The 20,686-nt window shown below is 70.6% G+C and carries 20 protein-coding genes; 6 read left to right on the top strand and 14 right to left on the bottom strand.

Features of this window, described 5'->3' with window-relative positions:
• The first annotated feature begins 17 nt into the window (after positions 1–17).
• Positions 18–2,411: a phosphoenolpyruvate synthase gene (gene ppsA, locus MEICH_RS0100575; RefSeq protein ID WP_027891008.1), complete on the top strand. Its 2,394-nt coding sequence runs from the start codon at positions 18–20 to the stop codon at positions 2,409–2,411.
• A gap of 84 nt (positions 2,412–2,495) precedes the next feature.
• Here the strand turns inward: ppsA and MEICH_RS0100580 are convergent, their stop codons facing one another.
• Entirely contained in the window at positions 2,496–3,470 is a 975-nt protein-coding gene (locus tag MEICH_RS0100580) for an NAD(P)-dependent alcohol dehydrogenase (RefSeq protein WP_218916374.1), read from the bottom strand.
• 73 nt (positions 3,471–3,543) lie between these two features.
• Here MEICH_RS0100580 and MEICH_RS0100585 point away from each other — a divergent pair, with 73 nt between their 5' ends.
• Genes MEICH_RS0100585 through MEICH_RS0100605 form a run of 5 tightly spaced genes read left to right on the top strand, consistent with a single transcriptional unit; the run spans position 3,544 to position 6,416 of the window.
• Positions 3,544–4,176 carry a helix-turn-helix domain-containing protein gene (locus MEICH_RS0100585; protein WP_027891010.1) on the top strand — a complete coding sequence of 211 codons (633 nt, stop codon included), beginning with the start codon at positions 3,544–3,546 and terminating at the stop codon, positions 4,174–4,176.
• Positions 4,177–4,196: 20 nt separating this feature from the next.
• Positions 4,197–5,114, top strand: coding sequence for a helix-turn-helix transcriptional regulator (locus MEICH_RS0100590; protein WP_027891011.1), 918 nt, complete (start codon positions 4,197–4,199; stop codon positions 5,112–5,114).
• A 49-nt stretch (positions 5,115–5,163) separates the two neighbouring features.
• Positions 5,164–5,466 carry an antibiotic biosynthesis monooxygenase family protein gene (locus tag MEICH_RS22870; protein WP_051303813.1) on the top strand — a complete coding sequence of 101 codons (303 nt, stop codon included), beginning with the start codon at positions 5,164–5,166 and terminating at the stop codon, positions 5,464–5,466.
• Positions 5,467–5,868, top strand: a complete 402-nt coding sequence (locus MEICH_RS22875) for a DUF1801 domain-containing protein (RefSeq protein WP_036218087.1) — start codon at positions 5,467–5,469, stop codon at positions 5,866–5,868.
• Complete coding sequence (locus MEICH_RS0100605) at positions 5,868–6,416, top strand: DNA-3-methyladenine glycosylase I (RefSeq protein ID WP_027891012.1); 549 nt, start codon at positions 5,868–5,870, stop codon at positions 6,414–6,416. The genes MEICH_RS22875 and MEICH_RS0100605 overlap by 1 nt, the downstream gene beginning before the upstream one ends.
• On the opposite strand, the gene MEICH_RS0100610 is transcribed toward MEICH_RS0100605, so the two are convergent.
• From MEICH_RS0100610 to MEICH_RS0100670, 13 genes are all read right to left on the bottom strand, one after another.
• Complete coding sequence (locus tag MEICH_RS0100610) at positions 6,391–7,197, bottom strand: DeoR/GlpR family DNA-binding transcription regulator (protein ID WP_027891013.1); 807 nt, start codon at positions 7,195–7,197, stop codon at positions 6,391–6,393. The two genes, MEICH_RS0100605 and MEICH_RS0100610, sit on opposite strands and share 26 nt — an antisense overlap.
• A gap of 86 nt (positions 7,198–7,283) precedes the next feature.
• The gene (gene iolB, locus MEICH_RS0100615) at positions 7,284–8,144 is read right to left on the bottom strand and encodes a 5-deoxy-glucuronate isomerase (protein ID WP_027891014.1); all 861 of its coding nucleotides are present in this window, start codon (positions 8,142–8,144) and stop codon (positions 7,284–7,286) included.
• Positions 8,141–9,145 (bottom strand): inositol 2-dehydrogenase, encoded by a 1,005-nt coding sequence (gene iolG / locus MEICH_RS0100620; protein ID WP_051303814.1) that lies wholly within the window; start codon positions 9,143–9,145, stop codon positions 8,141–8,143. The genes iolB and iolG (MEICH_RS0100620) overlap by 4 nt, the downstream gene beginning before the upstream one ends.
• 9 nt (positions 9,146–9,154) lie before the next feature.
• Positions 9,155–9,979 carry a class II fructose-bisphosphate aldolase gene (locus MEICH_RS0100625; protein ID WP_027891016.1) on the bottom strand — a complete coding sequence of 275 codons (825 nt, stop codon included), beginning with the start codon at positions 9,977–9,979 and terminating at the stop codon, positions 9,155–9,157.
• Between the two features lie 17 nt (positions 9,980–9,996).
• The gene (iolC, locus tag MEICH_RS0100630) at positions 9,997–11,073 is read right to left on the bottom strand and encodes a 5-dehydro-2-deoxygluconokinase (protein WP_084542108.1); all 1,077 of its coding nucleotides are present in this window, start codon (positions 11,071–11,073) and stop codon (positions 9,997–9,999) included.
• Entirely contained in the window at positions 11,070–11,996 is a 927-nt protein-coding gene (locus MEICH_RS0100635) for a TIM barrel protein (protein ID WP_027891018.1), read from the bottom strand. Before MEICH_RS0100635 ends, iolC begins: the two co-directional genes overlap by 4 nt.
• Positions 11,997–12,117: 121 nt before the next feature.
• Positions 12,118–14,001 (bottom strand): 3D-(3,5/4)-trihydroxycyclohexane-1,2-dione acylhydrolase (decyclizing), encoded by a 1,884-nt coding sequence (gene iolD / locus MEICH_RS0100640; protein WP_027891019.1) that lies wholly within the window; start codon positions 13,999–14,001, stop codon positions 12,118–12,120.
• On the bottom strand, positions 13,998–15,008 hold the full coding sequence (gene iolG / locus MEICH_RS0100645; RefSeq protein WP_245587579.1) for an inositol 2-dehydrogenase: 1,011 nt from the start codon (positions 15,006–15,008) through the stop codon (positions 13,998–14,000). Before iolG (MEICH_RS0100645) ends, iolD begins: the two co-directional genes overlap by 4 nt.
• Before the next feature lie 12 nt (positions 15,009–15,020).
• Positions 15,021–15,869 (bottom strand): ATP-binding cassette domain-containing protein, encoded by an 849-nt coding sequence (locus MEICH_RS0100650; protein ID WP_027891021.1) that lies wholly within the window; start codon positions 15,867–15,869, stop codon positions 15,021–15,023.
• Positions 15,870–15,873: 4 nt separating this feature from the next.
• Positions 15,874–16,908 carry an ABC transporter permease gene (locus MEICH_RS0100655; RefSeq protein ID WP_027891022.1) on the bottom strand — a complete coding sequence of 345 codons (1,035 nt, stop codon included), beginning with the start codon at positions 16,906–16,908 and terminating at the stop codon, positions 15,874–15,876.
• A 100-nt stretch (positions 16,909–17,008) separates the two neighbouring features.
• The gene (locus tag MEICH_RS0100660; protein WP_027891023.1) at positions 17,009–17,923 is read right to left on the bottom strand and encodes a sugar ABC transporter substrate-binding protein; all 915 of its coding nucleotides are present in this window, start codon (positions 17,921–17,923) and stop codon (positions 17,009–17,011) included.
• 478 nt (positions 17,924–18,401) lie between these two features.
• Positions 18,402–19,379 (bottom strand): NAD(P)H-dependent glycerol-3-phosphate dehydrogenase, encoded by a 978-nt coding sequence (locus MEICH_RS0100665; RefSeq protein WP_027891024.1) that lies wholly within the window; start codon positions 19,377–19,379, stop codon positions 18,402–18,404.
• 121 nt (positions 19,380–19,500) lie between these two features.
• Positions 19,501–20,622, bottom strand: coding sequence for a stage II sporulation protein M (locus MEICH_RS0100670; protein ID WP_245587580.1), 1,122 nt, complete (start codon positions 20,620–20,622; stop codon positions 19,501–19,503).
• Positions 20,623–20,686: the final 64 nt, after the last annotated feature.

The raw sequence follows: 20,686 nt of genomic DNA on the forward strand, positions 1-20,686 counted from the left end.
GAGCGCAGGAGGAAGGCATGGCCTACATTCGCTGGTTCGACACCCTGAGCATGAACGACCTACCCCACGTCGGGGGCAAGAACGCCTCCATCGGGGAGATGATCGCCAAGCTTTCGCAAGCCGGGGTGCGGGTGCCCGGAGGATTCGCCACCACCGCGCTGGCCTTCCAGGACTTCCTGGCCCACAACGGCCTCGAGGGCTTCATCCGCCAGGCCCTGCAGGGCCTCGACACCGACGACGTGGACGCGCTGGCCCGAGTAGGCGCCCGCATCCGGGCCGCCGTAGAGGCCGCCGAGCTACCCAAGGCCCTCGAGGTAGCCATCGTAGACGCCTACATCCGCCTTCAGCGCCAGTCCGGCGCTGATTTTTCCGTCGCGGTGCGCTCTTCGGCCACCGCCGAGGACCTGCCCGAGGCCAGCTTCGCCGGCCAGCAGGAGACCTTCCTCAACGTGCGGGGCGTGGACGGCGTGCTGCTGCACGTCAAAAAGGTCTTCGCCTCGCTCTACAACGACCGGGCCATCGCCTACCGCGTGCACCACGGCTTCGCCCACGAGGAGGTGGCGCTGTCGGCCGGGGTGCAGCGCATGGTGCGAAGCGACCTGGGCGCCAGCGGCGTGGCCTTCACCCTCGACACCGAGTCGGGCTTCCGCGACGCGGTGTTCATCACCTCCAGCTACGGCCTGGGCGAACTGCTGGTGCAGGGCGCGGTCAACCCCGACGAGTTCTACGTCTACAAGCCCGCCCTGCGCGCGGGCAAAAAGGCCATCCTCCAGCGCAGCCTGGGCAGCAAGCTGCAGAAGATGGTCTACGGCGAGGGCGGCGTGCAGACGGTGGAGACCTCGCCCGAGGAGCGCCGCCGCTTCTCGCTGTCCGACGAGGACGTGCTCGAGCTCGCCCGCCAGGCCCTCCTCATCGAGGAGCACTACGGCCGCCCCATGGACATCGAGTGGGCCAAGGACGGCCAGGACGGCAAGATCTACATCCTGCAGGCCCGGCCCGAGACGGTGCAAAGCCGCAGCGGGCGGGTCATCGAGCGCTTCAGCATGACCGAGCGGGCCGAGATCCTGGTGACGGGCCGCGCGGTGGGCTCGCGCATCGGGGCGGGCACCGTGCGCGTGATCTCCTCCCCCAAGGAGATGAACCGGGTGCAGCCGGGCGACGTGCTGGTGGCCGACATGACCGACCCCGACTGGGAGCCGGTGATGAAGCGGGCCGCGGCCATCGTGACCAACCGGGGCGGGCGCACCTGCCACGCCGCCATCGTCGCCCGCGAGCTGGGCATCCCGGCGGTGGTGGGCACCGGCGACGCCACCCGCGTGCTGCGCGACGGCGACGCCGTGACGGTCTCCTGCGCCGAGGGCGACACCGGGCGGGTCTACAAGGGGAGCCCGAAGTTCGAGCTGCGGCGCATCGAGCTCGACAAGATGCCCGAGATCCCGGTCAAGATCATGATGAACGTCGCCAGCCCCGAGCGGGCCTTCAGCTTCGCCAACTTGCCCCACGCGGGGGTGGGGCTGGCGCGCCTCGAGTTCATCATCAACAACGTCATCGGGGTGCACCCCAAGGCCCTGCTGGACTTCGAGCGCCTCGAGCCCGCCCTCAAGGCCGAGATCGAGCGGCGCACCGCCGGCTACGCCTCCCCCGCCGACTTCTTCCGCGAGAAGCTGGCCGAGGGCGTGGGGATGATCGCCGCGGCCTTCGCGCCCCACCCCGTGATCGTGCGGCTGTCGGACTTCAAGTCCAACGAGTACGCGCACCTCCTGGGCGGCACCCTCTACGAGCCCAAGGAGGAAAACCCCATGATCGGCTTCCGGGGTGCCTCGCGCTACCGCAGCGCCGACTTCGCCGAAGCTTTCGCGCTCGAGTGCCAGGCACTCAAAAAAGTACGGGACGAGTTCGGTCTGACCAACGTATGGGTCATGATCCCCTTCGTGCGCACCGTGGGTGAGGCACGGCAGGTGATCGAGATCCTGAAGTCCCACGGCCTTGAGAGGCAGGTTTCGGAGCCGGATGGCTCCGTGCGCGGCCAGAACGGTCTGAAGCTCATCATGATGTGCGAGGTGCCCTCCAACGCCATCCTGGCCGAGGCCTTCCTGGAGCTCTTCGACGGCTTCTCCATCGGCTCCAACGACCTCACCCAGCTCACCCTGGCCCTCGACCGCGACTCGGGGCTGGTGGCCGAGCTCTTCGACGAGCAGGACGAGGCGGTGAAGTTCCTGCTCGCGCGCGCCATCCAGGCGGCCAAGAAGATGGGCAAGTACATCGGCATCTGCGGGCAGGGCCCCTCCGACCACCCCGAGCTCGCCGAGTGGCTGGTGCAGCAGGGCATCGAGAGCATGTCGCTCAACCCCGACAGCGTGCTCGAGACCTGGCTCTACCTGGCCGAGCGGCAAAAGGCGGCCGTGGGCTGAGCCGACGGAGCACTTTTGTAGGGGCAGGCCCAGCGGCCTGCCCCGGCTCGTTTGAAGAAGGGGGCCACGGGGGCCGCCCTCCCTTCACCCCTTGTGGACCTCGACGACCACCTTCCCCCGGGTGTGCCCGTGCTCGACGTGGCGGTGGGCCTCGACGATCTGCTCGAGGGGGTAGGTCTTCTCGATCACCGGCCTCAGCCTGCCCGCCTCGGCCATCTCGCGCAGGAAGTCCATGTCCTTGGCGTTGGGTTCGGAGAGGTGGGTCCTCGCCCGCTTGTTCTTCGTCAGCAGGGCGAAGAGGATCTGGAAGATCTGGAAGCCCGGCTTCAGGGGGTTTTCGGTGATGTAGACGCCGTCGGCGCTCAGGGCGCGCCTGCAACTGAGGTAGGTCCGCTTGGCCACGGCGTCGAGGATGATGTCGTACTTCTCCCCGCGCCGGGCGAAGTCCTCCTGGGTGTAGTCGATCACGCGGTCGGCCCCGAGACCCCTGACCCACTCGAGGTTGGGGGTGCTGCACACCGCCGTCACCTCGGCCCCGTAGAACTTGGCGATCTGCACCGCGAAGTGCCCGACCCCGCCCGAGGCCCCGTAGACCAGGACCCGGTGCCCTTTCTTTATCCGGCCTACGTCCCGCAGGGCCTGCAGCGCGGTGATGGCGGCGGTGGGGACGGCGGCGGCCTCGCGGAAGGTGAGGTTGGAGGGCATCCGGCCGATCGCGCCCTCGCGGGCGCGCACGTACTCGGCGTGGGAGCCGAAGCAGTTTCCGAAGACGGCGTCGCCGACCTTGAAGCGGGTCACGTCCTTCCCGACGGCCACCACCTCCCCGGCGAAGTCGATGCCCAGTTTGTGGGTCTTGGGTTTCATAAAGCCGTGGGAGGGCCGCACGGGGAGGTAGCCCTTGCGGTGCAGGTAGTCGAAGGGGTTGACCGAGGCGTAGCGCACCCGCACGAGCACCCGGTCGCCGTGCTCGTCCTGCAGTGCGGGCACCTCGACGCGCTCGATCTTGAGGACCTCGGGGGGGCCGTAGGACTTGTAGATGGCGGCTTTCATCGTGTTCATGGCTTTCCGACACCGTAGCACCGCCGGTCGTGCAAATAGAACGGGGGGATTTGAGTGATAGAATTTCTCGACCATGAGCCAAGGGGTGGCGTGCAGGACCCGGAACCTGGAGGACCCGGAGGCGGCGCTGTTCTTCGTGCAGCCGGCGAGCGTGCGGCACCTCTACCCCTTCATGGGCCGCGAGGCCAGCCTGGCCGAGGCCGCCCGGGCCGTCGGGATCAGCAAGAGCCACATGAGCTACTGGCTGCAGAAGATGCTGCGCCTGGGGCTCGTCGAGAAGGTGCGGGTGGAGAAGCGCGGCAAGCACGACGTGCCGCTCTACCGCGCGACCGCCGAGGTCTTCACCATCCCCCTCGAGCGCGTCCCGGTGGGCTCGGACGAGGAGATCCTCATCCTCAACAGCCGCGACTTCGAGCGGATCGAGCGGCGCTCGATCATCCGACTGACCAGCAACAACGCCGGGGGCTGGTACATCCGCTTCAGCCGGGGGGACGAGACGCCGCGGCTGGAGCTGTTCCCGCGCAGCGGGCAGCCGGTCGAGCCCAGGGTCCTCAACAAGTGGGGCTGCCTGAGCCTCACCGAGCAGCAGGCCAGGGCCCTGCGCGCCGAGATCGCGGCGCTGCTCGAGCGCTACGCGGGCGCGGAGACGGGCGAGGGCAAGGACTACTTGTACAAGTTCCTGCTCGTCGAGGCCTGCCTGGACTAGCCCCGGCGCCGTGGGTCCGGATGAACCGCATCGACCGGCTCTTCGCCATCACCCTCCTGCTGCAACGCCGCAAGCGGCTGCGGGCCGCCGACCTGGCCCGCCTCTTCGAGGTCAGCGAGCGCACCGTCTACCGCGACATCATGGCCCTGAACGAGGGCGGCGTGCCCATCGTCTCGATCCCGGGCGGGGGCTACGAGCTGATGGAGGGCTATTACCTGCCGCCCCTGGTCTTCACCCCGCGCGAGGCCAGGGGGCTATTTCTGGCCGCGCGGATGCTCCAGGCCCACAGCACCGGCGAGTTGCCCAAAGAACTCGAGCAGGCCCTGGCCAAGCTCGCCGTCGCCCTGCCCGAGGCCACCCGCGCCGAAGCCGAGCAGATCGCCCAGGCAGTGAGCTTCATGCTGCCCCGCCAGCCCTTCGACCTCGACGAGCCCCGGCTGGCCATCCTGCAACAGGCCCTGCGCGAGCGGCGGGTGGTGTGGCTGGCCTACCACGGCCAAAACCGCAACCGGCTCAGCCGGCGCGAGGTGGAGCCCCACCGGCTCAGCTATTCCGAGGGGGCCTGGTACCTCGACGCCTACTGCCGCCTGCGCCAGGGGGTGAGGGGCTTCCGGCTCGACCGCATCGAAGAACTGCGGCTGCTGGAGGAGGTTTTCGAGCCCCGCAGCCTCGAGCCCGCCCCCGCCCCGCGGCTCGAGGTGCGCGTCCGCTTCGCCCGCGAGGTGGCGCGCTGGGTGCGCGAACGGCAGCACTACGGCTTCGTGGACGAAGCCCCCGAGGCCGGCGGCGTGGTGATGCGCTACCGGGTGGAGTCACTGGGCGAGATGGTGCCCTGGCTGCTGGGCTGGGGGGTCGCCGCCGAGCCGCTGGCCCCGCCTGGGCTGCGCCAGCAGGTGCGGGAAGTGCTCGAGCGGATACTCGAGCGGCTGGACTCCTGACATAGGGCTGTCAGTGGAGCGCCCTACACTCACGGCTGGAGGTAGCCAGATGAGCAAACCGGCCATCGAGGTCGTCGTGTTCAAACTCAAGGAAGGCGTTTCCGACGAAGCGTTCCTGCAGGCCGCCGCGGCGCTGAACCCCGAGCTCAAGCGCATGCCGGGCTTCTTGAAGCGCGAGCTGGGCAAGGACGCCGGCGGAACGTGGGTAGATATCCTGCACTGGAGCAGCCTGGAAGCAGCCATGCAGGCCCTGGAGGGCATGGCCGACGCGCCCGGCATGGCCCCCTTCATGGAGCTGATCGACGCCGCGCAGGATTCCATGCTGCACGTCGAACCCAGGCTCGAGGTCTGAATGGAAATAGGCGAGCTGCTGATGAACCACACCCCGGAGGTGCGCTCCCTCGTGGAGCGCCTCCGGCGGCTGGTGCGCGGGAGCGTGCCCGAGGCCCGCGAGAAGGTTTACCCCGTCTGGCGCGGTATCGGCTACACCCATCCCCGGGCCGGGTACTTCTGCGCGATCTTCCCCCAGGCCGACCACGTGCGGCTGGGCTTCGAGTTCGGGGTGCTCCTGCCCGACCCCCAGCGGCTGCTGGAAGGCACGGGGAGCCAGGTGCGCTACCTGAGCCTCCGGCAGGGGGAGTTCCCGGAGCAGGCCGTCCGGCGGCTGGTCCGGGCGGCGCTGGACCTGCCCGCCCGGCGGGCCGACAAGCTGGCCCTGGTCACGTCCCGGGCCAGGCCCATCGGGGGCGAGTAATGGCCCACAGCTACTGCGCCGCCGTGCGCTCGGGCAAGCTCCACCCCGTGCACACCGCCTACCACGACCTCGAGTACGGCTTCCCGGTGCGCGAGGACCACCGACTCTTCGAGCGGCTGGTGCTGGAGATCAATCAGGCCGGGCTGTCGTGGGAGACCGTCCTCAAGAAGCGGGCCGCCTTCCGCCGGGCCTACGACGGCTTCGACCTCGAGCGCGTCGCCGCCTACGCCGAGGCCGACCGCGCGCGGCTGCTGGCCGACCCCGGCATCGTCCGCAACCGGCTCAAGGTGCAGGCCGCCGTCGAGAACGCCCGGCGGCTGCTGAAGATCCGCGAGGAGCACGGCTCCTTCGCGGCCTGGCTGGACCACCACCACCCGCTCGAGCCCCTGCAGTGGCAGAAGCTCTTCAAGAAGACCTTCGTCTTCACCGGCGGCGAGATCGTGCGGGAGTTCTTGCTCAGCACCGGCTACCTGAACGGGGCCCACGACCCCGACTGCCCGCAGCACGCGCGGGTCGTGGCGCTCAACCCGCCCTGGACGCGGGGTTGAGGGCGGGGCCGGCCTCGAGCTCGGCCAGCCGGTAGCCCAGGCCCTGGCGCTCCAGGTGCTGCAGGAAGTCGCGGGGGGCGGCGGGGTCGGTGATGAGCAGGTGGACCTCCTCGAGCGCGGCGAAGCTCGCCAGGGTGGCGCGGCCGAGCTTGCTGGAGTCGACGAGGGCGTAGACCGTGTCCACCGAGCGGATCATGGCCTGCTTGGTCTGGGCCTCGTAGGGGTTGGGGGTGCTGTAGCCCTTGTGGACCGAGACGCCCGTGGCGCACACGAAGGCCTTGTCGGCGTGGTAGACCTCCAGGGCGCGCACGGTGGCCGGGCCGATGAGGGCCATGCTGTGGTGGCGCACCTGCCCGCCGGTGAGCAGCACGTCCCAGCGGGTCTCGGCGAGCTCGAGGGCGATGGGCACCGAGTTGGTGATGACGTAGAGCGAGCGGAAGCGGTGCTTGATGAGCCGGGCTAAGGTCAGGCTGGTGGTGCCCGCGTCGAGGATGAGGGAGTCGCCCTCCTCGATGTGCTCCAGGGCGGCGCGGGCGATGGCCTGCTTCTCGGCCTGCTGCAGGTGGAGCTTCTCGCGGAAGGAGGGGTTGAAGAGGCTCTTGTGGGCGAAGGTCGCCCCGCCGTGGGTGCGGTGGAGCAGCCCGCGCTCCTCGAGCTCGCTGAGGTCCTTGCGGACGGTCACCTGGCTCACCCCGAACTCCGCCGCGAGCTCCTCCACCAGCACCGAGCCCTTCTGCTCCAAGAGCTCGATGATCTTCCTGCGCCGGTCCTCGGTTTTCATAAAGACCCAGGTGAAAAGGTTAACGGGTAAAAAGGTGAAAAGCGAGTAACCGGCCGGGCTCTTCACCTTTTTGCCTTTTCACCTCTTCACCCCTTACCCCCTTCCCCTTCCGGCCCGCCCCCGACGGGGAGTTTCAGCGGCTTCCCCGCCCAGTCCTGCCGCATCCAGCCCCACTGTGGGTCATCAACCGGGGGCGTGGCCCGCTGCGCGTCCAGCGCCTCGCCCGCCATGTAGTTGAGGTAGTACACGTTGGAGCCCGGCGGGGCGCTCACCGGATGATAGCCCCTGGGGGCCAGGATCAGGTCGCCGTCGCGGGCCAGCAAGAGCTCGTCCAGGCCGTCCTCGGGGCTGTAGTTGCGGTGGACGGCCCAGCCGGACGGGGGGCTGATCTTGTAGTAGTAGGTCTCCTCGACGTACAGCGAGCCCATGCGCCCGTCGTGGCGGTGCGGCGGCCAGCCCGACCAGAAGCCCGAGGGCGTGTAGACCTCGTAGAGCAGCAGGCGCTCGGCGGGCAGGTGCGGCCCCAGGACGTGCGAGACCTGGCGGGTGGCGTTGGCGCCCCCGCGCATCTCCACGCGCATCTCCTGCGGGCGGAACAGGCGCAGCGGGTAGCGGCCCTCGGCCGGCGCGCCCCCCAGCGCGAACTCGGCGCCGGTGCGGGCCTCGACCTCGAAGCGGGTGCCGGGGGGCAGGTACAGCACCGAGGGAAGCTCGGCGAAGACGCTCTCGCGCCCGAGCTCGAAGGCCTCGTCCCCGGCCCTCACCCAGAGCTCGCCCGACAGCGGCACCAGCGCCATCTCCTGGCCCCCGGTGTCGCCGGGGTAAAGGGCAGCCGCGGGCAGGGCGACGACCCGGAAGGAGAGGTACTTCCAGCCCACGGTGGCCGGGCTCGCCTCGACGACGACGCCGGGCCCGGCGCGGGGCTTGAGGTGGTTGGGCGAGCTCACCCGACCTCCTCCAGCCGCACCGCCCGCCCCTCCTTGAGGCTGCGGGTGGCAGCTATGGCGATGCGGAGGGACTCGAGCGCGTCGCGCCCGCCGGGGGTGGGCCGCTCGCCCTTGCTCAGGGAGCGGAAGAAGGCCTCGAGCTCCAGGCGGTAGGCCTCCTTGAAGCGGTCCATGAAGAAGTGGTAGTGGTCGGCGCTCACCCCGCTGCCGTACTGCCACAGGGGGGTCTTGGGGGTCGCGTCCATCACCAGCTTGCCCCTCGAGCCGAACACCTCGGTGCGCACGTCGTAGCCGTAGACCGCGCGCCTGGAGTTCTGGATGACCCCCAGCGCGCCGCCCGCGAAGCGCAGGCTCAGGTTGGTGGTGTCCACGTCGCCGATCTCGCCGATCCTGGGGTCTACGCGCACCGCGCCCCAGGCGTGGACCTCCTCCACCTCCCCCACCAAAAAGCGCGCGCAGTCGATGTCGTGGATGGACTGGTCGATGAAGATGCCCCCCGAGCCCGCGAGGTACTCCAGCGGCGCGGGGGCCGGGTCACGCATGACCGCGATGAACTGCTCGACCTCCCCGACCTCCCCCGCCTCGATCTTGTCCCTGGCCTGGCGGTAGGGCGGGTCGTAGCGGCGCTGGAAGCCGATCTGGAAGGGCACGCCCTTCTGCTCGACGACCTCGAGCACCCGCCGGGTCTCCCCCAGGTCCTTGGCCACGGGCTTCTCGCAGAAGATGGCCTTGCCCGAGCGGGCCGCGAGCTCAATGTAGCGGGCGTGGGTATCGGTGGGCGTGACGATGACCACCGCCTCCACCCCGGGGTGGGCGATTGCCTCCTCGGGGTCGGCGTACACCGCCTCGGCCCGCAGCAAGCCCCCGGCTGCCTCCGCCGCCCGGGTGTTGGGGTCGGCCACCGCCAGCACCCGGGCCTCGGCCAAGCCCAGCATGGTCCGGGCGTGCTCCATGCCCATCCGTCCTGCGCCCAACAACGCCACCCCGAAACTCTCCGGCATATTCACCTCTCACGCGCTGAACAGTTTGGCTTTCCCCGCCGCGCCCAGCAGGGCGATGTAGTTCCTGGCCTGCTCGCCCACGGCGGCGCGGGCCTCGGCGTAGACCGCGCGGTGGGTAGAGAGCTCGCCCGCACGTTCGCGCCAGACCCGCAGCAAAGCCCGGTACGAGGCCGAGCCCACGTTGACCTTCGCCACCCCCAGCCCCACCGCCCGGGCGAGGTCGGCGGGCTCGACGCCGCTGCCGCCGTGCAGCACCAGCGGGCCCCGCACCGCGCCGGCGACGGCCTCGAGCCGCCCCAGGTCCAGGCGGCTGTGGCGCCCGTGCTCCGAGCCCACCGCGCAGGCCACCATGTCGGCCCCGGCCTCGCGCACCCGCGCCGCCTCCTCGGGGTCGGTGGCCCCGGCCTCGCCCGGGTTGAAGCTCTCGGCGGCGACCTCGAGCGCGGCCCCCGCGGCGTGGGCGACCTCCGCCGCCCGGCGGGTGGCCTCGAGCACCTGTGCCAGGGCCATCCCCCCGCCGTCGAGCATCGCCGAGGAGTAGCCCGCCCGCAGGCACTCCACCACCGCCCCCAGCCCCCCGCCGTGGTCGAGGTGCAGCATGACGGGCACGCCCGCCTCCTCCGCCAGCGCCCGGACCATAGCCGCCATCACCCGCGGCGAGCCGAAGGAGAGGTCGGCCGGGTAGGTCTGGAGGATGACGGGCGCCTGCAATTCCTCGGCGGCCTCCACGCAGGCTTTGGCCATCTCGAGGCTGCAGAAGTTGAAGGCGGGCAGGGCGTAGCCGTGCCGGAAGGCGTGCTCGATGAGTTTGCGGCCGTCGCTCACGTAGGGCATCGCGCTCCTCCCCTCACTCAGAAGCCCCCGTTCGCCTCGACGAAGGCCAGGGCCTCCTCGAGGTAGGGCGTGAAGTCGGCGCAGCCGATGCGCGTGACCACGATGGCCCCGCAGGCGTTGCCCATGCGGGCGCTCGTGTACCAGTCCCAGCCCTGCAGCCGCCCGTAGATGAAGCCGGCGGCGAAGGCGTCGCCCGCCCCCAGCACGCTCAGCACCTCCACCGCGAAGCCCGGCGCGTGCACGGCGCCGCCGCCTTGCAGGTAGACGTCCGAGCCCCGGGCCCCGCGCTTGACCACCAGGGCCCCCGGGCCCCGCGCCAGCAGGGCCCGCACGTTGGCCTCCACGTCCCCCCGGATCTCCGGCGCCGTGACCTGCGAGTGCCGGATGACGACGTCCTCCGGGCGGCGCAGCATGGCGGCGTTGACCTCCTCCTCGGTGCCGAAGGCCACGTCCACCAAAGGCAGCAGGGCCCGCACCTGCACGCCGTAGGCCCGGGGGTCGTGCCACTGGTCGGCGCGGAAGTCGAGGTCGAGGAAGACGGTCACCCCCGCGGCTTTGGCCTGCTCGGCGGCGAAGAAGGTCGCGCTGCGGCTGGGCTCCTTCGCCAGGGCCACCCCCGAGAGCTGGACGGCCCTGGCGGCGGCGATCGGCACGGCCAGCACGTCGTCGATGGAGAGCTGGGTGTCGGCGGCGTTGTCGCGGTAGAAGGTGATGGGGAAGCGGTCGGGCGGCTCGATGCCCAGCACCACCGCGCTGCTGCGGGCCCCGGGCTTCTGCGGGATGTAGCACGTCTCGACCCCCTCGCGCCGGAGGCGCTCGAGGATGAACTCCCCCACCTTGTCCGGCCCCACCGCCGTCAGCAGCGCGGTCCTGAGGCCCAGGCGCCGCGCCCCCACCGCGATGTTGAGCGGGCTGCCGCCGATGTAGGCCCCGAAGGAGGTGATGTCGGGGAAGGCCGCGCCCACGTCGTTGGAGTAGAGGTCGATGGAGGAGCGCCCGATGGTGATCAGGTCGAACGTCGGGGGCCGAGGGCCGGGCGTCCTTTGGGACTTCGCGCTCTTGGCCCTCGACCTCTGACCCTCGCCCTTCTTCATCGCCCCGTCACCTGCCGCAGGTGCTCGCGGTTGTGCGCCGCGCTGACGCGGGGCTCGCCCATGCCGGGGAGCACGTCCTGCTCGACGGTGATCCAGCCGTCATAGCCCAGCGCCTCGAGCTTGCGCGTCACCGCGCCGAAGTCGATCTGGCCCCGGCCCAGCTCGCAGAAGACCCCCCTGCCGACGGCCTCCTTGTAGTTCCAGCCCTGGCGGCGGGCCTCGCCGGCGACGGCGGGGTGGCAGTCCTTGTAGTGCACGTACCACAGGCGCCCCTGGAAGCGCTCGAGGCCCTCCAGCACCTGCTCCGGCTCGTTCACGCCCGTCCCGTAGAGGTAGTGGCCGGTGTCGAACACCAGCCCCAGCACCGCGCCGTCGGTGTGCTCGAGCAGCGCCTCGATCTCCCAGGGGGCCTCGACGTAGCCCGCGCAGTGGTGGTGGAACACCGTGCGCAGGCCGGTCTCGTCGTGGACGGCCCGGGCGATGCGGTCGGCGCCCGACGCGAAGACCTTCCACTGCCGGGCGTCGAGGCTCATCTCGGGCCGGACCCGCCCGGCGTTGGCGAAGCGCACGGGGTCGCGGCTGTGCTCGTCGGCCAGCACCACGAAGGGCTGCCAGCCGTCGCCCACGTCGGCCACGCTCCTGAGCAGGCGCGCGGTGCGCAGCACGCGCTGTTCGCCCGGGCCGTGCTCGGCGGGCTCGAGCAGGTAGACCCCCTCGTAGGCGCCCAGCATGGTCAGGCCGCGCGAGGTGAGCTCCTGGCGCAGGCGCTCGGGCTCGGTGGGCATGTAGCCCCAGTCGCCCAGCTCGGTGCCGCCGTAGCCGGTGGCCCTGAGCTCGTCGAGCATCTGGCGGTAGCCAATGCCCTGCCCCCAGCCCTCGATGGTGCCCCACGAACACGGTGCGTTGCCGAAACGGATTGCCATTCTCGAGTGTTCCTTTCTGGGTCGATAGTCGATGGTCGATAGCCAAAGGCGAAAGGCTCGTAGCTCGTGGTGACAAGGGCGTTCAGCGCTTCGCGTCTTGCGCCTTCCCTCTGCCTCCCCCTCAGAAATAGCGCCGCTGCTTCTTCAGATGCGCCTCGTACTCCTCGCGGGCCTTCCTCACCCCGGGCTGGCTCGAGACCTCGGCCACGGGGACGTCCCACCAGCTCTCGAAGCCCGGCACCCGGTCGTCTAGGCTCACCGGGACGACGATCACCCGCACGCCCCGGGCGGCTCGAGCCTCGCGGAGGGCTTTTTCCAGCTCGGCGTAGCTCCTGGGGCTCCACACGCTCGCCCCCATGGCCCGGGCGTGGGCGGCGAAGTCCACCTCCACCGGCGGCCCGTCGGTGCGGCCGGTCCCGGCGTCGCGCCGCCGCAGCTCGTTGTTGAAGGAGGGCGAGCCCAGCGACATCTGCAGGCCGCGGATCGAGCCGAAGGCCCGGTTGTCGAGGAGCAGCACGGTGAGGTCGAGGCCCTCGGCCACCGCCGTGACGACCTCGGAGTTCATCATCAGGTAGCTGCCGTCGCCGATGAAGACCACCACCTCGCGCCCCGGCTCGGCCATTGCCACCCCCAGCCCGGCGGGGATCTCGTAGCCCATGCAGGAGAAGCCGTACTCGAGGTGGTAGGCCCTGGGGTCCTCGCAGCGCCAGAGCTTGAGCAGGTCGCCCGGCAGGCTGCCCGCCGCGCAGATCACGGTGGCCTTGCCGCCGAAAGCCTCGTTGGCGAGGCCGATGACCTCGGCTTGGGCCATCTCCGCCTTCTCGGGGCGGGGCGTGCGGTAGCCCTGGACGAGGTCGTCCCACTCCCGCTTGAGCCGCCCCACCTCCGCGCGGTAGGCGGCCGGGCTGCCCTCGAAGCCCGCCAGGGCCGCCTCGAGCGCCTCGAGGCCGCGCCTGGCGTCGGCCACCAGCGACACCCCGCCCAGCTTGCCCGCGTCGAAGGGGAGCACGTTGAGCCCCACGAAGCGCACCCCGGGGTTCTGGAAGGCGGTCTTGGAGGCGGTCACGAAGTCGCCCAGCCGCGTCCCGACCGCCAGTACCACGTCGGCCTCGCGGGCGAGGCGGTTGGCGGCGGTGCCGCCGTTGGAGCCCACCGGCCCCACGCACATGGGGTGGTCCCAGGGCAGCGCGCCCTTGCCCCCCTGCGACTCGGCGACCGGGATGCCGAAGGCCTCGGCGAAGCGCGCGAGCTCGGCGTGGGCCTCGGAGTAGAGGGTGCCACCGCCCGTGACGATCAGGGGGCGCCGGGCGCCGCGGATGAGCTCGGCGGCCTGCGCCAGCGCCTCCGGCTCGGGCACCGGGCGGCGGACGCGCCACACCCGCGGGGCGAAGAACTCGGCGGGCCAGTCGTAGGCCTCGGTCTGCACGTCCTCGGGCAGGCAGATTGTGACCGCGCCGGTCTCGGCGGGGTCGGTGAGCACGCGCATGGCCTCGGGCAGCGCGGAGAGGAGCTGAGAGGGCCGGGTGATGCGGGTGAAGAAGCGGCTCACCACCCGGAAGGCGTCGTTGACGCTCACGTCGTGCTCGCTGGGGTGCTCGAGCTGCTGCAGCACGGGGTCGGGGATGCGGCCCGCGAAGTAGTCGGAGGGCAGGAGCAGCACCGGCAGGCGGTTGACGGTCGCGCCCGCCGCGGCCGTGAGCATGTTGACCGAGCCCGGCCCCACCGAGGCCGTGCAGGCGAAGGTGCTCATGCGGGCGGTGTGCTTGGCGTAGGCCGCCGCCGCGTGCACCATGGCCTGCTCGTTCTGCGGGCGGTAGGTGGGCAGGCCCACCGCGTCGCCGTACTCCTCCAGAGCCTGCCCCAGCCCCGAGACGTTGCCGTGCCCGAAGATGGCCCACACCCCCGCGATCAGGCGGGCCCGCCGCCCGTCGCGCTCGGTGTGCTGCGCGGCCAGGAACTTCACGAGGGCCTGGGCCACGGTCAGGCGCTCGGTCGCGCGGCTCACAGCTCACCCCCGAACTCCCGCACCCGCACCACCTGTCCGGTCTCGAGGGCGTGCTGGGCGGCCTTGGCCAGCCGCAGGGAGTACCACGCGTCGCGCACGTCGGGCGTCACGGGCTTGCCGGCGTGCAGGTTGCGGGCGAAGGCCACCATCTCGGCCGCGTAGGCCTCGGGGAAGCGCTGCTCGAAGTTGCGGGGGCGGTCGAAGTTCCCCCCGCGCTCGTCGTAGAAGGTGAGGTCGGGGCGGCGGTCGCGCTCGATGTGGATGCGGCCCTTCTCGCCCAGCACCTCGGTGCGGATGTCGTAGCCGTAGGCCGTGCGCAGGGCGACCTCGAGCGTCCCCACCGCGCCGCCCTCGAAGCGCAGGGTGGCCACGGCGGTGTCGAAAAGGCCGTAGTGCTGGAGTTCGGGTTCGATCAAGGTGCCTCCGATGGCGTAGACCTCGGCCACCTCGCCCACGAAGAAGCGGGCGGCGTCGAGGTCGTGGATGCCCATGTCCAGCAGCAGGCCGCCGCTGGTCTTGAGGAAGTCGAGGCTGGGCGGGTGGGGGTCGCGGCCCACGGCGCGGAAGCCCTCCACGCGGCCGAGCTCGCCGTGCTCGATCATCTCCTTGGCCCGCCGGTAGGCCGGGTCGTAGCGCCGCTGGAAGCCCACCTGGCAGGGCACCCCGGCGCGCTCGACGGCCTGCACCACCCGCCGCCCGGCCTCGAGGCCGTCGGCGACGGGCTTCTCCACGAAGATGGCCTTGCCCGCCCGCGCGGCCGCCTCCACCACGTCGGCGTGGGTGGGGGTGGGGGTGGTGACCACCACCGCGTCAACGGCGGGGTCCTCGAGGGCGTCCTCCAGGAGGGTGCTCGCCTGCGCCCCCAGCTCCTCGGCCACGCGCCGGGCGTTCTCGGCGGAGGTGTCGATCACCCGGCTCACCCGGCACTCCGCCAGCCCCGCCAGCACCCGCGCGTGGGCCTGGCCCATGCGGCCCGCGCCGATCATCGCCATGTTCAGTGCCTTCACGCGTCCTCCTGCTCAGCCGCCGTCGGGCTCGTGCAGCGCTTCCGCCGCCCGCTGCTCCATCCGCGCCGCCGGGGTGGGGTCCTTGCGGGCGATGAGGTCGAGCTCGACGGCCAGCGCCTCGAGCTCCTCCCCCCCCGCCATCATCTGCAACAGCTTCTCGCGGGTGGTCTCGGCCTTTTTGAAGGTGCCGTAGCTGCGGCCGCGGTTGAGCACCGTGAAGGTGTCGCCCACCGCCCAGGCGTGGTGGACGTTGTGGGTGATGAAGATCACCCCCAGCCCTCGAGCCCGCGCCTGCACCACGTACTTCAGCACCACCGCGGCCTCCTTGACCCCCAGGGCCGAGGTCGGCTCGTCGAGGATGAGCACCTTGGCGCCGAAGTACACCGCCCGGGCGATCGCCACCGACTGCCGCTCCCCGCCCGAGAGCGTGCCCACCGGCTGGTCGGGGTCGCGGATGTCGATGCCGATCTTGCGCAGCTCCTCTCGAGCCACCCGCGCCGCGAAGGCCGCGTCGTAGACGGTGAGGGGCCCCACCCGGCGCTTGGGCTCGCGCCCGAGGAAGAAGTTGCGGCTGATGCTCATCAGCGGCAGCATGGCCAGGTCCTGGAAGACCGTGGCGATGCCCTTGTCCAGGGCGTCGCGGGGGGAGCTGAAGCTGACGGGCTGCCCCTCCATGTAGATCTGGCCTTCGGAGGGCGGGTGCACGCCGGAGAGCGCCTTGATCAGGGTACTCTTGCCCGCGCCGTTGTCGCCCAACAGGCAGTGGACCTCGCCCGCGTACACCTTCATGTCGATGTCCTTGAGCGAGACCACCGGCCCGAAGTACTTGCTCACCTTGCGCAGCTCGATCAGGGGGGTCACGGCCTCACCTCCGCACCTGCATGCTGAGCTTGCGCAGGTAGTTGTTGAGGATCACCGCGCCCAGGATCATGCCGCCCACCATCACCTTGAACCAGTCGAGGTCGATGTTGGTGTACACGATGCCCTGCTGCACCACCGCCAGGATCAAGGCCCCGATGCCCGCGCCCACCACCGAGCCGTAGCCGCCCGTCAGCAAGCAGCCCCCGATCACCGCGGCGGCCACGGCCTCGAGCTCCTTCTGCTGCCCCTGCAGCACGTTGGCCGAGCCCAGCCCCATCACCTGGATCGCCGCCACCAGCGTGGCCGCGACGGCGGTGAGCATGAAGAGGGTGATCTTGACCCGGCGCACCGGCACCCCCACGTTGCGCGCGGCGTTGGGGTCGCCGCCCGCCCCGAAGACCCAGTTGCCGAAGGGGGTGCGCAGCAGCACCCAGCTCAGCGCCGCCGTCACCGCCAGCCACCACCACACCGCCGCCGGCAGCCCCAGCAGCGCGCCGGTGAACAGCGGGCTCAGGGGGTCACGCGCCACCGCCTCCCCGATCCCCGAGACGATGGTGATCTTGGTGATCAGCTTGGTGAAGCCGATGTTGGCCCCCGCCAGGATGAACATCATCGCCAGCGTCACGATGAAGGAGGGCAGGCCCGTGCGCAGCACCAGCCAGCCGTTGACGTAGCCCACCCCCAGGGCAAAGCCCGCCGTGAGGAAGAAGGCCAGCGAGACCGGCAGGCCGGCGTAGTCGGGGTGGCTCAGCAGGGCCATCAGGATGGCCGCGACCCCGATCATCGAGCCCACCGAGAGGTCGAACTCGCCGCCGATCATGAGCATGGCGACCGCCGCCGCCAGGATGCCCAGTTGCGCGGCGACCTCGAGGTAGTTGCGCGCGCTGCCCCAGGTGAGGAAGCCGCTGCCGCCCGCGACGACGGCGAAGAACAAGAACACCACCACCAAGCCCGCGATCGAGCCCAGCTCCGGCCGCAGCAGCAGCCGCTTCCACAGGCTCACCGGTTGCAGCCGCTCGTCGGGCAGCCCTACCGCCATGGCGTCACCTCCGATCCTTAGCTCTCTAGACGGCGAGGCCCCCAGCGAGCGCGTTGGGAGCCTCGAGCCGTGCGACCGATCCCGAAGGGCTACTCGAGGGCTACCGGATCCCCCGCTTGCTCAGGTCGATCACCCGCGCCGCGTTCTCCGGGGTCACGAAGCCCGGCCCGGTGAGGATGACGGGGTTGGCGGGCAGCAGGCCGTAGCGCGCGTAGTTGGTGAGGATCACGACGGGCAAGTAGCCCTGCAGCCACTGCTGCTGGTCGATGGCGAAGGCCATCTTCTTCTCGCTCAGCGCCTTGAGCACGGCCGGCGAGAGGTCGAAGGTGCCGAAGGTGATCTTCTTGCCCTCCACCGCCTGCAGCACCGGCTCGGCTGCGGTGGGGCCCAGCGTCAGGATGCCGTCGATGGTGGGGTCTTTCTGCAAGGCCGCGGCCACCGCGTTCTTGATGCCCGTGGGGTCGCCGATCTTCACCGGCAGCACGTTGGCCTTGATGCCCAGCCCGTCGAAGAAGCCCTTGCAGCGCAGGTCCAGGGCCACGTTGCCCACTTCCTGGTTGACGCAGATGGCGTTCTTGACCCCGGCGGCCTTCATGCGCTTGCCGGCCCCCAGCCCCGCCTCGTACTCGGTCTGGCCCACGTGGACCAGCACGCCCAGTTTCTCGGCCACGTCGGAGCCAGAGTTCATCGAGACCACGGGAATCCCCGCCTTCACCGCCGCGGTGATGGACTTCTCCAGCGCCTTGGCGTCGGGGATGGAGACCACGATCCCGTTGGGCTTGGAGGCCACCGCCGCGTCGATGAGCTGGGCCATGCGCACCATGTCGAAGGTCTCGGGCGCGCGGTACTCCACCCGCACGTTCATGTCCTTGGCCGCCTGGTCCACGCCGTTCTTGACCACCGACCAGAAGGGGTCGGCCGCCTGCCCGTGCGAGATGACCACGATGCGAATCTGCTGGGCCATCGCCAGGCCCATCCCCATCACCAGCAACACCCCCAACAGCAATTTCTTCATGCCTGTACCCCTCCCCCCACCCGGAGAAACAAAAGCACCTCTGGGGCTAAACCACAACCGGCTCGCCCACAGCGCCATCGCTCCCCTGGCGGCGACCGTCTAACTCTCAGGTCAGCGGTATTGTAAGCAGGTCAGGTTTCGTTTGTCAACCGCTTGCCGGTCTTAATGTAAGAGAAACGAAAGACGTAGGTTTCGTATTGAAAGTGACGGGGAAGCCGTAAGCGGTCAGCCCTCAGCCTTCAGCTATCCGCGAAAGGCCCGTGGAGATCCCTTCCCCGTCCCTCCCCGCGCGCGGGGAGGGGGTATCCCCCCCAGCCCCCCTTGCCAAGGGGGGTGACAAGGCGTCTGGCGTCTTGCGTCTTGCGTCTTGCGTCTTGCGTTTGGCGTTTGGCGTTTGGCGTTTTGCGTTCGGCGTTCGGCGTTTTGCGTTTAGCATTTTGCTATCAGCTATCGGCTATCAGCGCCCACCCATCAACCCCTACTCCGGCTTCGCCTCCCGCCCCATCAGGGCCGACAGCACCTCGAGCGGCTTCTCCCCCCGGTACACCACCCGGTACACCGCCTCGGTGATGGGCAACTCGACCCCCGACTCCTGCCCCCAGGCGTGCAGGGCCTTGACGGTGTAGACGCCCTCGACCACCTGCTTGCTGGCCTCGAGCTCCTCCAGCGTGGCCCCGCGGGCGATCTTCTCCCCGGCGCCGCGGTTGCGCGAGTGCAGGCTGGTGCAGGTGGCGATCAGGTCGCCCAGGCCGGAGAGGCCGTAGAAGGTTTCGCTGTGTGCCCCCTGGGCCACGCCGAAGCGCACGATCTCGCGCAGGGCGCGGGTCATCAAGGAGGCCTTGGCGTTGTCGCCCAGCCGCAGGCCGTCGACCATGCCCGCCGCCAGGGCGATGACGTTCTTGAGGGCCCCGCCGAGCTCGACGCCGACGATGTCGCGGCTGGTGTAGACCCGGAAGCTGGGGCCGCCCAGGAGTTGCTGCACCTGCTGGGCCAGCCCCGGCTCCACGGCGGCCACCACCGAGGCGGCGGGCTGGAAGCGGGCGATCTCCTCGGCCAGGTTGGGGCCCGAGAGGGCCGCCACCCGCTCCACGCCGGTCGCCTCCGCGATGACCTGGCTCATGCGGGTCAGGCCGTGGCCGGTGTAGGCCAGGCCCTTGGTGAGCGAGAGGTAGGCCGGGGCCTTGGGCATGGGGGCCAGGGTCTGGGCCAGGGCCCTCGAGGGCACCGCCACCACCGCCAAGGCGGTGCCCTGGAGCGCCTCGTCGGCGCTCGAGGTGGGGCGGAGGTTGGCGGGCAGGGCCACCCCCGGCAGGTACTCGCGGTTCTCCCGCATGGCCTGCAGGGCCTCGGCCTGCTCGGGGCGGCGGGCCCAAAGCGCGACCTCGAGGCCCTTCTGCGCCGCCAGCAGGGCAACCGCCGTGCCCCAGGCACCCGCGCCGATGACGGTGATCTTCATGCTCGCAAAGCCCCTTTCAGGTGCATGGTCTTACGTCCTAGGTCCTGCGCCGGGGGCCCGGAGGTGAAGCACTCTCGCCCGGCCTTGCCTCTCCCGCCTCCTCTTCCCCCGTGCCCCGGCTTCACCGCCCGAGCAGCACCAGGATCTCGAAGGCCTCGTACCAGGCGCCCAGCAGCAGGAAGAAGGCGCCGAGGTACAGCGTGAGCCCCACCGCCCGCAGCCCCGCCCGGAAGCCCTCCCCCTTGAGCACCTTGCTCGCCAGCACCATGCCGCCGAAGGTGCCCAGGATGTAGGCCTGCAGCTCGATGAGCAGCGTGGGCACGTGGGCCAGGAAAGCCACCGCCGGGAACAGCGCCGGGCTCAGGGCGAAGCCGAAGAGGAAGTAGCGGAAGGCGTTGATGAGCAGCGCCGGAACCCCCAGCAGCAGCCCCGGCAGCGCGGTGGTGAGCACCAGGCCGCGGGTGAAGTTCCAGTAGAAGATCAGCAGGGCGAACTCGAGCACCCCGCCCCTGCTCTCCCCCTCCCCGATGCCGATCTGCTCGAGGGCGCCCCCCACCACCCGCTGCACCAGGCCCGCCATCTCGGGCGAGGCATAGGCCGCCAGCGCGCCCAGCGCGAACAGCCCGTAGAGCACGGCGTTGAGCGTCAGGTACATGCGCCAGTGCTGCCGCACCAGGGCCCAGCCCTCGCGCCACCAGCGCCCCAGGACGTTGTCGCCCCGCAGGGCCAGCAGCCAGCCCAGGGAGACGAAGGCGAACAGGCCCCAGGCCAGCGGGCTGCTGATCCACGGCGGCAGTTGCCCCCCAGCCGGAACCCAACTGATGCGAACGGGCTCACCGCTTTGCACCAGCACCCGCACCTCGCCGGTGCGCTCGCCCACGCTGGCCGGGAAGCTCACCACCGTGCCGCGGGTGCCCTCCTCCTCGAGCGGGGCCTCGAGGTTGACCTCCAGATCCTCCGGCGGGGGCGGGAAGGCGATGTAGCGCTCGAGGAGGCGCACCGCCTCCTCGGTGGGCTTGCCGAAGGCCTGGCTGGGGTCGACGGTGTACTTCCCCTCCTGCCACTCCCGCACGGCCTGCTTGGCCGCGTCGATCTCCTCGCCGTGCGCGAGGGCGAGGGAGAAGCCGAAAGCCAGGCACAGGCTCAGCAGCAGCGCCCACGCCGGCCCCCAAAGCTTGGCGAATCCCCGAAGCGCCGGGCCTGCGGCGCCGGGCCGATGACGGTTGAGCTCGAGCGGTCTCATCGGATTGGGGTCTGGGGCGGGAGACCCGGACCAAGTTTGGTCGGGGAGGTAGGGCCCCAGGCCG

The sequence above is a fragment of the Calidithermus chliarophilus DSM 9957 genome (assembly GCF_000430045.1).
In the GTDB taxonomy this organism is placed as follows: Bacteria; Deinococcota; Deinococci; order Deinococcales; family Thermaceae; genus Calidithermus; species Calidithermus chliarophilus.